General features: G+C 64.4%; 12 protein-coding genes. 6 read left to right on the forward strand and 6 right to left on the reverse strand.

Annotated elements, in window-relative coordinates; genetic code table 11:
- Positions 1–19: 19 nt before the first annotated feature.
- Positions 20–1,219, reverse strand: coding sequence for an efflux RND transporter periplasmic adaptor subunit (locus HP547_RS09050; protein ID WP_172286109.1), 1,200 nt, complete (start codon positions 1,217–1,219; stop codon positions 20–22).
- Positions 1,212–2,465 carry a TolC family protein gene (locus HP547_RS09055; protein ID WP_172286110.1) on the reverse strand — a complete coding sequence of 418 codons (1,254 nt, stop codon included), beginning with the start codon at positions 2,463–2,465 and terminating at the stop codon, positions 1,212–1,214. The genes HP547_RS09050 and HP547_RS09055 overlap by 8 nt, the downstream gene beginning before the upstream one ends.
- A 295-nt stretch (positions 2,466–2,760) precedes the next feature.
- Between HP547_RS09055 and aroQ the strand changes: the two genes are divergently transcribed.
- The 3 genes from aroQ (at position 2,761) to HP547_RS09070 (ending at position 4,324) form a co-directional block, all read left to right on the forward strand.
- Complete coding sequence (gene aroQ, locus HP547_RS09060; RefSeq protein ID WP_172286111.1) at positions 2,761–3,210, forward strand: type II 3-dehydroquinate dehydratase; 450 nt, start codon at positions 2,761–2,763, stop codon at positions 3,208–3,210.
- Positions 3,207–4,055, forward strand: coding sequence for a shikimate dehydrogenase (locus HP547_RS09065; protein ID WP_172286112.1), 849 nt, complete (start codon positions 3,207–3,209; stop codon positions 4,053–4,055). The genes aroQ and HP547_RS09065 overlap by 4 nt, the downstream gene beginning before the upstream one ends.
- A gap of 89 nt (positions 4,056–4,144) precedes the next feature.
- Entirely contained in the window at positions 4,145–4,324 is a 180-nt protein-coding gene (locus HP547_RS09070; protein WP_172286119.1) for a hypothetical protein, read from the forward strand.
- Between the two features lie 3 nt (positions 4,325–4,327).
- On the opposite strand, the gene HP547_RS09075 is transcribed toward HP547_RS09070, so the two are convergent.
- Entirely contained in the window at positions 4,328–5,737 is a 1,410-nt protein-coding gene (locus tag HP547_RS09075) for an amino acid permease (RefSeq protein ID WP_172222033.1), read from the reverse strand.
- Between the two features lie 325 nt (positions 5,738–6,062).
- On the opposite strand from HP547_RS09075, the gene HP547_RS09080 reads away from it, so the two are divergent.
- On the forward strand, positions 6,063–7,487 hold the full coding sequence (locus tag HP547_RS09080) for a PLP-dependent aminotransferase family protein (protein ID WP_172286113.1): 1,425 nt from the start codon (positions 6,063–6,065) through the stop codon (positions 7,485–7,487).
- 162 nt (positions 7,488–7,649) lie between these two features.
- Here HP547_RS09080 and HP547_RS09085 read toward each other — a convergent pair whose 3' ends face one another.
- From HP547_RS09085 to HP547_RS09095, 3 genes are read right to left on the reverse strand one after another with little or no spacing between them, the layout of a single operon-like run.
- Positions 7,650–8,672, reverse strand: coding sequence for a histone deacetylase family protein (locus HP547_RS09085; protein WP_172286114.1), 1,023 nt, complete (start codon positions 8,670–8,672; stop codon positions 7,650–7,652).
- Positions 8,672–9,913: a Zn-dependent hydrolase gene (locus tag HP547_RS09090; RefSeq protein WP_172286115.1), complete on the reverse strand. Its 1,242-nt coding sequence runs from the start codon at positions 9,911–9,913 to the stop codon at positions 8,672–8,674. The genes HP547_RS09085 and HP547_RS09090 overlap by 1 nt, the downstream gene beginning before the upstream one ends.
- Positions 9,914–9,943: 30 nt before the next feature.
- Positions 9,944–11,248 carry an MFS transporter gene (locus HP547_RS09095; RefSeq protein ID WP_172286116.1) on the reverse strand — a complete coding sequence of 435 codons (1,305 nt, stop codon included), beginning with the start codon at positions 11,246–11,248 and terminating at the stop codon, positions 9,944–9,946.
- A gap of 155 nt (positions 11,249–11,403) precedes the next feature.
- On the opposite strand from HP547_RS09095, the gene HP547_RS09100 reads away from it, so the two are divergent.
- Both HP547_RS09100 and HP547_RS09105 read left to right on the forward strand, forming a co-directional pair.
- Positions 11,404–12,333 (forward strand): LysR family transcriptional regulator, encoded by a 930-nt coding sequence (locus HP547_RS09100; RefSeq protein ID WP_172286117.1) that lies wholly within the window; start codon positions 11,404–11,406, stop codon positions 12,331–12,333.
- Positions 12,334–12,439: 106 nt separating this feature from the next.
- Complete coding sequence (locus HP547_RS09105; protein ID WP_172222051.1) at positions 12,440–12,877, forward strand: hypothetical protein; 438 nt, start codon at positions 12,440–12,442, stop codon at positions 12,875–12,877.
- Positions 12,878–12,884 lie beyond the last annotated feature (7 nt).

A 12,884-nucleotide genomic window follows, 5' to 3' on the forward strand; every position in this document is an offset into this window, starting at 1 on the left:
CATGCAGGTGTCCCCGTGATCAATGACTGTGCTGGGCCGAGCCCTTGCCCAGCTCGGACTTGAGGACAAAGCTGCCGGCAGCGGCTACCCGGTTGCCGGCGGCCAGGCCGCTGGTGATTTCCACCTGCCCACCGTCGCGGCGGCCAGTGGTTACCGGGCGCGCTTCGAAACCTTCCTCGGTGCGGGCAAACACCACGGTCTGCTCCTCCCAGGTCTGCAGGGCGCTTTCCGGCACCGCGACGGCGGCCTTGAAGCGCTCGACGCTGACCGCGACATTGACGAACAGCCCGGGGCGCCAGCCGCCGTTGGGGTTGGCCAGGGTAGCGCGCACGGTGGCGGCGCGGTTCTGCTCGCCGAGCAGGCTGCCGACGTAGTTGACCTTGCCTTCGACCTGGGCGCCCAGGTCCGGGGCGCTGACCGTGACATGCCGGCCAGTCACAACCTTGTCCAGGTCACGCGGGGCCACGGCGAACGTGGCCCATACCCGGCTCAGGTCGGACAGGGTGAAGGCGTTGCTGGTCTCATCGACCACCTCGCCCACGGTCAGGTGCTTTTCCACCACCACCGCATCGAAGGGCGCCCGCAGTTCATAGCGGTTGCCAGCGCCGGCCGGGCCCACGGCGGCGACCTTCTGCCGGGCGTTGGCCAAGGCGATCTCGGCCTCTTGCACTACCTGGCGAGCCTGCAGGTAATCCTGTTCGGCGCTGATGCGCTCCCGCCACAGCTGCTGCTCGCGGCGCAAGGTCAGCCGCGCCAGTTCCAGGCGGCGCTGGGCGGCCTGTTGCTCGCTGCGCAGGTCGGAGATCTGCTGGCTGGCGATCACCGCCAGTACCTGGCCGCGCTTGACTGCCTGGCCCAGCTCCGCCTGTACCGTCTCGACCACCCCCGGCACGCGCGGTACAACATGGGCGGTGCGGTCCTCATCGAAGCGTATTTCACCGGGGAAGCTGATGGCGCTCGCCAACTCACGGGGTCCGGCGGTGGCCAGCTGCACACCGGCGGCGTTTATCTGCGCGATGGACAGGTGCAGCTTGCCCTCTTCTTCGGCATGACCTGCTTCGGCCTGGTCTTGGCCATGGCCGTGGCCGTCTTCGCCATGCTCGTCATGGCGGGCTTCAGCATTCGACGCCTGGCCGAGGTTGCCGGTCCAGGCCAGGCCACCGACGCCCAGCACGGCCATCGCGGCGACCAATAGCGCTATCTTGGATGGGTTAGTCATTGTTGCTCCTGCTGTTCGGGTGTTTGCTCAAGCCATCAAGGGCGCCGTAGATGCGCTCGACCTGCGCCCGCGCGTCAGTCGCCGAGGCCAGGGCCTCGAGGTACAGCCCGCGGGCCTGGATCAGGGTGCGTTGGGCATCGAGCACGTCGAGGAAGGCGAATTTGCCCATCTCGAAACCACGGGTAGCGGTGTCCACCGCCTGCTGCGCAGCAGGCAGGATGGTGCCGTCATAGGCGTCCACCTCCTGCATCGCCGTGTCCCACTGACTGAGCGCGCTACGGGTTTCACTGCGCAGGCGCAATTCCACGGCATTGCGCAGGTCACGTGCCTGGTCGGCGCGGCGCGCAGCGGCCAGCACGTTGCCCTGGTTGCGGTCGAACAGCGGCAGCGGCATGGACAGGCCGAGCACGTTGACCCGCTCGCGGTCCTCACGGCTGTACTGGCTGCCAAGGCTGACGGTGAGGTTGGGAATGCGCTGGGCCTTTTCCGACCCCAGGGACGCGTCACCGCGCTCGACCTGGGCAGCGGCCAGGCGCCATTCGACTGTTTGCTCGATGCGGTCCAGCAAAGCATCGGCGTTGGGCGCCACGCCAGGCGAGAGGCTGCTGGCCTGCAACTGATCGAAGCCTGCCAGCGGGCTGCCGGTCAACCGTGCCAGAACCTGGTAGGCAACGCGGCGCTGGCTTTGCGCACGGCGCACTTCGGCCTGGGCCTGGGCCAGCTGCACCTGGGCACGGGTGGTTTCCACGGGCGCTGACTGGCCGGCGGTCACCCTCCCCTGCACTACCCGCAGGCCGCGCTCGGTCACCGCCAGCGACTGCTGCGCCAGCTCCAGCGCAGTCTGTGCCCGCAACGCCGCATGGAAGGCCTGCACCACGTCGGCACGCAGGCCATTGCGCTGGCGCTCCAGGTCGAGCTGGGCAATGGCCTGGCCGGCACCGGCCACGGCGATACGCGCGCCGCGCTTGCCGCCCAGTTCCAGCGGCTGGCTGAGTGTGACGGTGGTGGTGCTGGTGTCGCGGCGGGTGTCCTCGACCTCCCACGCCAGCTCGGGGTTGGGCAGCAAACCGGCCTGGCGCCGCTCACCGTCGGCAATGCCGATTTCCCGGCTGGCAGCGGCCAGCTCCGGGTTTTGGGCAAAGGCGGCAGCCAGCGCCTGGGGCAGGCTCAGGCTCTGGCTAGCCTGGGCGCTGTGGGCACCGAACAGCAGCAGGCAGAGCAAGGCGATCTTGCGGGGGATGGGCACGGACAGGTCCTCGACGGCGAGCGGTGGCGAGGGACTTTAGGGAAGGGTGGTTATCGGGGTGGTGGCGGCAGAATTACAATTTTGTAATGCCCCGGGGTGTTCGCCTTGATGCATTCAGCGCCTATGAGATCGAGCGCCGCGCGGGCGGCGCTCGGTCTCATAGGCGCTGAATGTGTCAAGGCAAACCAGTCCGATAATCGCCCACTTTCCCCACCCGAAGCACGAGCCTAATTGACGGAACTAACCAGTCAGTACAAAACTAGGCGCAACCAACAACAACAAAGTGATGCCCCTCATGAAGCCACTTATCCTCGTGCTCAACGGCCCTAACCTGAACATGCTGGGCACCCGCGAGCCTGCCCAATACGGCCGCGAAACCCTGGCCGACCTGGCCCAGGGCTGCGCCGATACTGCCCAAGCCCACGACCTGGAACTCGAATTCCGCCAGACCAACCACGAAGGCGAACTGATCGACTGGATCCACGCAGCCCGGGGCCGCTGCGCCGGTATCGTGATCAACCCAGGCGCCTGGACCCACACCTCGGTGGCCATCCGCGACGCCCTGGTGGCCAGCGAAGTACCGGTTATCGAAGTGCACCTGTCCAACGTGCACAAGCGCGAACCGTTCCGCCACTTGTCGTTCGTATCGTCCATTGCCGTAGGCGTGATCTGCGGGCTGGGCAGCCATGGCTACCGCATGGCTATCAGCCACTTCGCCGAGCTGTTCCAGGAGCGCACGGCATGAGCCAGCAAGCCATCCTCGCGGGCCTGATCGGCCGCGGCATCCAGCTGTCGCGCACCCCGGCCCTGCATGAACATGAAGGCGATGCCCAGGCCCTGCGCTACCTGTACCGGCTGATCGACGCCGACCAGCTGCAACTGGATGACAGCGCCCTGCCCGGCCTGCTGGATGCCGCGCAGCACACCGGCTTTACCGGGCTGAACATCACCTACCCGTTCAAACAGACCATCCTGCCACTGCTCGACGAACTGTCGGACGAAGCGCGTGGCATCGGCGCGGTGAATACCGTGGTGCTCAAGGACGGCAAGCGGGTTGGCCACAACACCGACTGCCTGGGTTTTGCCGAAGGCTTGCGCCGCGGCCTGCCCGATGTGGCGCGGCGCCGGGTGGTGCAGATGGGCGCCGGTGGCGCCGGCTCGGCGGTGGCCCATGCGCTGCTGGGTGAAGGGGTCGAGCAGTTGGTACTGTTCGAGGTTGACACGGCCCGGGCGCAGGCCCTGGTGGACAACCTCAATGCCCATTTCGGCGCTGGGCGCGCCGTGGTCGGCTGCGACCTGGCCAGCGCCTTGGCCGAGGCGGACGGGCTGGTCAACACCACGCCGGTGGGCATGGCCAAGCTGCCGGGTACACCGCTACCGGTGCAGCTGCTGCACGCGCGCTTGTGGGTGGCGGAAATCATCTACTTCCCGCTGGAGACCGAGCTGCTGCGCGCTGCCCGGGCACTGGGTTGCCGCACGCTGGATGGCAGCAACATGGCGGTGTTCCAGGCGGTGAAGGCGTTCGAGCTGTTCAGCGGGCGCCAGGCGGATGCGGCGCGGATGCAAGCGCACTTCGCCAGCTTCAGCTGAACAGGCCAGCTTCAAAGCGATGTACCAGGCATGTCCTGCAACAACACCCGCGGCGGAACTGGCGGGCCATGCTGCAGGTCATCCCTTACATGCGCACATCCATGAAGATCTACCTAGCCCTCGCCATCCTGGCCCTGATCGCCGCTGCAGGCCTGCTCGGCTCGCCGTGGATGAACCAGCGCTTCCACATGCCCGCCGAAAAAAACCAGGCCCAGCAACGCGAAACGGCCGGGTCCACAAGGGAGCCGGCCGTTTCGAGAAGCGAGTGACGCTTAGTGCTGCTTGCCAGAACGAATCTGGTGCACCACACCCATCGCCACCACGATCGCCGCAGCGATACCGGTAGAGATCACCAGGATCTGGTAGTCAGGCATGAAGGCCATGGTCACCAGGGCCGCCACGATGAACGCGATCACCAGGTAGGTCAGCCACGGGAACAGCCACATCTTCAGGCGCACTTCCTTGCCTTCGGCAATCAGCTTGCGGCGCATGCGCAGCTGCGAGAAGGCAATCACCAGGTACACCAGCAAAGCGATCATGCCAGTGGTGTTCATCAGGGTATCCAGCACGTCTTTCGGGCGCAGGGTTTCGCTGAAGTTGATCAGCGCACAGACCACGGCCACGGCGCACGAGCCGATGATCGCGTACACCGGTACACCAGTGCCGGCGCGGGTGATCTTGAAGAACGACGGCGCATCGCCACGCTGAGCCAGGGAGAACAGCATGCGCGAAGCGGTGTAGTGGCCCGAGATCAGGCAGCTGCTCACCGAGGTCAGCACCACGAAGTTCATCAGCAGCTCGGCATACGGCACGCCCAGCAGTTCCAGGGTACGGCGGTACGCACCATAGCCGGAAACGCCCAGGTGCGGGTCATTCCACGGTACCAGGCAGACGATCAGGAAGATCGAGCCGACGTAGAACAGGCACACACGCCATACCACCGAATTGGTGGCCTTGACGATCTGGGCCGCCGGGTCCTTGGCTTCGGAAGCGGCGATGGTGACGATTTCCGCACCGAGGAAGGCAAACATCACCCCGAGCAAGGCACCAATCACGGTGCTGATGCCGTTGGGCATGAAGCCTTCGGCAGTGAGGTGGGTGATGCCACGTACTTCGCCGAACTGCCAGACGTTCGTGACCGCAGCGGTACACACGATCAGGAAGCAGACGATCGCGATCACCTTGATCAAGGCGAACCAGAACTCGAACTCACCGTAGTGCTTGACGTTGAAGAAGTTGACGGTGATCAGCAACAGGGTCGTGGCCAGCACGAACACGTTGACGCTGACGTCCGGGAAGAAGCCATGCAGGATCTTGCCCGCCACATAGGCTTCCCAGGCCATGAGGATGACCCAGTACCACCAGTACAGCCAGCCGATGGTGAAACCGGCCCAGCGGCCGATGGCGCGGTCGGCGTAGGTGGAGAATGAGCCTGTGTCCGGCGAGGAAGTGGCCATTTCGCCGAGCATGCGCATGATCAGCACCACCAGGATGCCGCCTGCCAGGTAGGCCAGGACAGCGGCTGGGCCGGCGCTGTGGATCACGCTGCCGGAACCGACGAACAAGGCGCCGCCAATAACCCCGGCGATCGACATCATCGTCAGGTGGCGCGACTTCAGCGAGGCACTGAGCTTGCTCTCGTGCCCGCTTTTCGCGGTGGTGGTTGTGGATGTTGCGTCCATCAGTTGTGTACCCCGTGCTTCTTTTTATCCAAGGAAAACTGTAAAACCCCGATGGCTGGCGGTTTCACCTGTACATCAGTGCTAATGCGGGCAGGATGGTGTGAACAAACACACGCAGGCCATCCGTGGCGGCCTGCTGACGCGCCCCGGTTGTTGCGCCCGGAGCGAACTGAACATGCTTTATGTGGCGATATCCGACACCTAATGTAAAAATGTCTGACGCAGAGAGCCATGCACAGTGGCATGAATCTCGCACTGCACTGTACAGGTCGCCCATGCAGTACACCCTGCAAACGCCTGGCGATACGCACCCTGAAGGCCACGAATGCTCGAATTACATCCAGACTCCTCGACCCCTTTGGTCAACCAGATCATCGACGGGCTGCGCGAGCTGATCGACAACCAGACCCTCAAGCCAGGCGCCAAGGTGCCGTCCATCCGCGCCTTTGCCGCGACCTATTCGGTGAGCACCTTTACCGTGGTCGAGGCCTACGACCGCCTGGTTGCCCAGGGTCTGCTGGTAAGCCGTGGCAATGCGGGGTTCTTCGTCAACCGCGCAGCGAGCGAAATGCTGGAGCAGCACAACGCTGAAGCCGACACCAGCCGACCCACGTTCAACTCCGAGTGGTACCTGCAACAGATCTTTGAAATCCGCCAGTTGCCGTTCAAACCAGGGTGCGGCTGGTTGCCCAACGACTGGATGTACGAAGACGGCTTGCGCCGCGGCCTGCGCCAGGTGGCCGGCAGCCCGCTGGAGCTGTCGGGCTACGGCGACCCCATGGGCCTGCAGGAGCTGCGCGCACTGACCGCGCAAAACCTGCAGCAGGATCTGTCGATCGTCGCCAACCCGGCGCAACTTATGCTCACCCACGGCGCCAGCCAGGCCCTGGACCTGGCTGCGCGCACGCTGGTACGCCCGGGTGATGTGGTGCTGGTGGACGACCCCGGCTACCCCAACCTGATGAGCATCCTGCGCACCCAGGGCGCGACCCTGGTCGGTGTGCCACGCACGCCGGCCGGCTACGACCTGAACCAGCTGGAGCAGTTGCTCACCCACCACCGCCCGACCGCGTTCTTCACCCAACCGCACCTGCACAGCCCGACCTGCTCGCGCACCCCGCTGCCGCAACTGCACCGGCTGCTGCAGCTGGCCAGCCAGCATGGCTTCCGCCTGGTGGAAAACAACCTGTACGCCGACATGATTGCCGAACCGCAGCCGTGCCTGGCCAGCCTCGACCACCTGCAGCAGGTGGTCTACGTGGGCAGCTACTCGAAAAGCATTTCGCCCAACGTGCGGGTCGGCTACATGCTCGCCAACCCGGAGCTGATGCAGAAACTGCTGCACCTGAAGATGCGCTCGGGCCTGACCACCTCGCAGGTGATGGAGCGCGTGGTGTATGCCGCAATCATCGACGGCCGCTGGCGCAAGCATCTCAAACGCCTGCGCCAGCGCTTGGCCGAGGCGCACCAGGAAGTCGGCCGGCATCTGCATCGATTGGGCTTCGAACTGTTCACCGAGTCGGATGAAGGCATGTACATCTGGACCCGCCACCCGGGCATCCTGGACAGCGCGGCGCTGCTGGATGATGCGCTGGAGAAAGGCATCATGCTTGGGCCTGGGCAGTTGTTCATGGTCGATGCCAAGGCCACCGGGTGGATGCGGTTCAATGTGGCGTTCAGCACCGATCCTGCGATGTGGGAGTTGCTGGAAAAGGTGTTTGTGAAGCATGTGCGCCGGGGTGGAATGTAGTTCGCCATTACCTTTTCAGCGCCGGTGAGATCGAGCGCCGCGCGGGCCCTCAATGGAGGGCACATCCATTCATGCTCGAACAGAAATACACGTTCAAAGATGCTTTATAGGGATTAGCCATGATCACGCCGGCAGCCGCATCGAGCTGCCGGCCCGCTGAACTTACTGCCAATCCACCTTGTCAGCAAAAAACGCCCGCGCATTCGCCTCCAGGCTCTCAAGGTGATACCCCCCCTCCTGTACAATCAGGCAAGGCAACCGCAACGCCCGAATCCGCTCACCCAATGCAGCAAACCCCTCAGTCGTCACCGCCACCTTGCTCTGCGGGTCCAGTTCGTAGATATCGAACCCCAACGACAACACCAGCACCTCGGCACCAAAATCCTTCACCGCAGCCAGCGCAACCTCCAACTGCGCCATGAAGTCCGCTTCGTCAGCCCCATGTGCCATGGGCAGGTTGAGGTTGTACCCCTCCCCCTCACCGCTGCCGCGCTCATCCTCAAACCCGGCCACACCTGGGTAAAAATTAGTCGGGTCGCCATGCACCGACACATACAGCACATCGCGGCGATCGTAGAAAATCTCCTGAATCCCTTGCCCGTGGTGCATGTCGGTATCGAGCACCGCCACGCGGCTGAAACGGCTGCGCAGGGCCTGGGCGGCCACGGCTGCGTTGTTGATGTAGCAGAAGCCACCTGCTGCATCGAACCGCGCATGGTGCCCCGGCGGTCGGCACAGGGCATAGGCAGCAGGTTCGCCCTCGACAATGGCCTTGGCGCCAGCCACTGCGCTCTGCGCCGACCAGTAGGCCGAGCGCCAGGTATGTTCACCGACGGGGCAACTGCCATCGGCCAGGTAGCGCCCGGCCTGGGCAAGAATGCCACGCAGGGCGTTGGGCTCGCGCACGAAAATGTTGGACATGACCTCGTCGCCCCAGTCCTCCGGTATTTCCTTCCAGCGCGCATGAGCTTCTTCGAGGAAAGCGAGATAGGCCTCGCCATGCACCGCCTTGAGCGGATCAAGGCCGGCATCCTCGGGCCGGCAAATATCGAAGCCCAGATCCTTGGCCGCCTGCAGCAGGCGCTGGGCGCGCTCGGGGACTTCCTGCGGGGTGCGCATGGCGCCGCGCGAATAGTAGCTGCGCGGGTGGTGCAGCAGCTGTTCGGGGTGGAAATAGCAACGCATCAGGCTTCTCCTTGATCGACACGGCCAGCGCGGGCCAGCACGGCATTGAGCAGTACATCGGCACCCTTGCGGGCGTCCTCAGGTAATACATCCTCCGCTTCGTTGTGACTCAAGCCGCCGACGCAGGGGATGAACACCATCGCGGTCGGGCAGTAGCGGGCCAGCAGGATGGCGTCGTGGCCGGCGCCGCTGACGATCGACTGCTGGGCGTAGCCAAGGCCGTCCACCGCCCGCTGCACGGCGGCCACGCAATCGCCGTCGAACGGGGTGGCCGGGCTGACCCAATGGCGCTCGATGCGCACCTGCAGGCCGCGCTGGCTGGCGATGGCTTGCAGCTTCAGGGTCAGGTCGCGCTCCATCGCCTCAATGGCTTCATCACGGTGGTGGCGCAGGTCGACGGTGAACTGCAGCAAGCCGGGGATGGTATTGCGCGAAGACTTGGCGATAGACAGTTCCCCCACGGTGGTGAGGCCTTCCGGGGCAAAGTCGGCTGCCAGTTGCTCAACCGTCTGGATCATGCGCGCTGCGCCATACAAAGCATCCTTGCGCAGTGGCATCGGCGTGGTACCAGCGTGCGCCGCCATGCCTTCGACGGTCACGTCCAGCCAGCGGATCGCCTGGCCGCCGCTGACCACGCCGATGGCCTTGGCATTATCCTCAAGGATCGGGCCTTGCTCGATGTGCGCTTCAAAATAGGCATCCACCCGGCCACCCAAAGGACGCTGGCCGGCGTAACCGGTGCGTTGCAGCTCGTCGGCGACGCTGATGCCATCGGCGTCGCGGATGGCCAGCGCGTCGTCCAGCGCCAGGCTCCCGGTGAACACCGCCGAGCCGAACATGGCCGGGGTGAAGCGGGCGCCCTCTTCATTGGTCCACACGGCGATTTCCAGCGGCTTGCGGGTATGGATGCCCAGGTCATTGAGGCGGCGTACCACCTCCAGTCCTGCCAGTACACCATAGACGCCGTCGAAACGGCCGCCTTCGGGTTGGGTGTCGAGGTGGCTGCCGATCATTACCGGCGCCGCCTGTGGGTCACTGCCAGCGCGGCGAGCGAACAGGTTGCCGATCGCATCCACGCTCAGCGTGAGGCCGGCTTCGCGGCACCAGTGACAGAACAGTTCACGGCCGGCCTTGTCCTCGTCGCTGAGGGCCAGTCGGCAACTGCCACCACGGGCGGTAGCGCCGATTTCGGCCATGGCCATCAGGCTCGCCCACAGGCGTTCGCCATTGCTTTTCAACATGTGCGGGTACTCCAGAATAAAGCGCTTCAATCAAGCGAGTTCCAGGCGCTGGCTGCGGGCGTACTGGCGCGACAGGGCAAGCACGCATACCAGCGAAATGGTGGCGATCAAGGTGTAGAAGGCAGCCATGGGCCACCACTGGCCGCTGAAGGTGTGGGCCAGCCAGGTGCCGATCAGCGGGGTCAGGCCACCGGCGATGGCACCGCAGATCTGGTACGCCAGGGAAATAGCGGTGTAGCGCACGCGGGTTTCGAACATGCCGCTGACATAGCCGGCAATCACCGCGTAGAACGAAGCCATGCACGCTGCGGCAAGGGCGATGCCGAGCACGATCAGCGGGCCTTGGCCAGAGCTGACCAGCACGAACATCGGGTATGGCGAGGCCATCGCCAGCAGCGCGACCAGGGCCAAAAAGCGCGTGGCCCCGATCTTTTCCGACAACCAGGCGGCCAGCGGCTGTACGCAGAACTGAATGATCGCCACGAAGAACAGGCATTCCAGGATCAGCGAGCGCTCCAGGTGCAGTTGCTGGGTGGTGTAGCTGATCATGAAGGTGTTGGTGAAGTAGACCCCGGCAATGCCCAGGGTGTTGGCACCGATGCACAGCAGCAGCGGGCGCCAGGCCGTGCGCAGCACTTCGAAGACCGGCGCCTGCTCCTTGCGTTGGGCCTTTTCCGCCTGCTGGCGGCTGGCGATGAACTCGGGGGACTCATTCACCCCCAGGCGGATCGCCAGGCCCACCAGCAGCAACAGCGCGCTCGCCAGGAACGGCACTCGCCAGCCCCAGCTCATCAAGTCTGCCTCGGGCAGGCGGGTCACCGCGCCGAAGGCCAGCAGCGACAGGATCAAGCCAGCCGGGCTGCCCAGCTGGGCGAACGAGGCGAAGAAATTGCGCCGCCCCTTGGGCGCATGCTCGCCGGCCATCAGCACCGCCCCACCCCACTCGCCCCCCACGGCGATGCCCTGGACGATGCGCAGAATGATCAGCAGCACCGGGGCCATGGCGCCGATCTGCGCGTAGGTCGGCAGCAGGCCGATGCACACCGTGACGATGCCCATCATCAGCAGCGTGATGACCAGCGACTTCTTGCGCCCGATCCGGTCGCCCACATGGCCGAAGATAATCCCACCCAATGGCCGGGCGAAAAAGCCCACGGCAAAGGTGCCGAAGGCGGCCATGGTGCTGAACAGGCTGTCGTCGGAAGGGAAGAACAGTGCGCCGAACACCAGTGCGGCAGCGGTGGCATAGATGTAGAAGTCATACCATTCGATCATGGTGCCGATGAACGCGGCGGCGGCGGCACGGCGCGGCTGGGGGGACGTGGTGGACTGCATGAGGGCTCCTTTGCTTGTTGTTCTGGCAGGAGTTGTCGGGATCACGGTGTCGCTCTGCTGGCGCTTGCACTGCGATTTATCGGCCCAGGGCTATGATTAGTCAATTTTCTATTTATTATTTGCACTATTAGCCATGCTTATCATAGAGCCCTGCCATGCCTGACCGCCTGCTCAACGACCGCCTCGACTGGAACCTGCTGCGCACCTTCCGGGTGATCGGCCAGGAGCTGTCCATCAGCCGCGCCGCCGCCCGCCTGCACCTCACCCAGCCAGCGGTGAGCCAGGCGCTCAAGCGCCTGGAAGAACAGCTCGGGCGCCAGCTGATCGCCCGCCGTGGGCCGCGCTTCGTCCTGACGGAAATGGGCGAGCAACTGTTCCTGCTGGCGGGCGAGGTGTATGGGCAGATGTCGCAGATCGGCGGGTTGCTGGAAGAACCAGCGGACGAACTGGTAGGCAAGGTACGCCTGCTGATGATCAGCCGCATCGTCGACGAACGCTTCGACGATTTTCTCGCCGGGTTCCATCGCCAGCACCCGCGGGTGGAGTTGGAGATTGACGTGATGCGCAGCTCAGACATCGTCGCCGCCCTGCAGGAGAAGACCGCCACGGCGGGCCTGAGCCTCAGCCGGCGTACGCAGCCAAGGCTGGAACAACGGCTGTTCCTGCGCCAGCGTTATGCGTTTTTCTGTGGCAAGCACCATGCCTTGTTCGGCCAGGCAGAAGGCGATCTGCAGCGGGAGAACTTCGTCAGTTTCACCAGTGACCAGATTGGCGGCATGTTGTCGCCGCTGACCATATTCCGGGACCAGCAGGGGTTTGCCGGGCGGATCGTGGCGTCATCGCCGAGCCTTGAGGAAGTGCGTCGGCTGGTGATTGCCGGATTTGGCATCGGCTGCCTGCCCGAACATGTGGTGGCCCCGGATGTCGAGGCAGGCTTGCTGTGGAAGCTGCCGCCGCAGGAGGGGATTGCCGATGTGGACATTCATCTGTTGTGGAACAGGGACCAGCGGTTCAGCCGCGCAGAGGAGGTGTTCATCGAGGCGCTGCGACAGTTGCATGACGGTTCAGACCCGGGAAACAGGTGACACATCTCAGGTAAGCGCCACTACATCGCCACCAAGCATTTCTGCCAGTAGCTCCACGACCTGATGCGGCTCACCATCGCCTCAGGTACTCAAGAGGCTGCTGCGGATGGACTGGCTGATCTTGTTTCATCTGGCAAGCTACGGCGCCGCGCTGGTCATCATCGCCGCCTTTGCACTTATCTACGCGGCTCGCTCGCAGTTCATGCCCTACCACGCTGCAGTGATCGAACGCCCTTGGCATACCCTCGACGCCCCGCTGCAATTTCTGCTGCTAGCCCTGATACGCCTGCTCGGCTGGGGATGGCTGGCGATCGCCTGCGCTGGGTTGGTGATGCTCTACCAGCTGTTCGTGCTGCGTGTCCCCTTACCGCTGCTGGTGCTGCTACAAGCCTATTGCCTGCTGGCGATCACCCCGATCATCGCGGTGACCAGCCAGGTAAAACGTCGTACCAATGGATCACCCCCAGTCATGGTCGGTTGGGTCACCATGATGCTGTGCTGGTTGGGCTTTTTGTTCGGGCTGCTGGCCCGGGCTTGTGCATAGGCGGAGC

Source organism: Pseudomonas sp. CM27, assembly GCF_013179515.1.
Lineage (GTDB): Bacteria > Pseudomonadota > Gammaproteobacteria > Pseudomonadales > Pseudomonadaceae > Aquipseudomonas.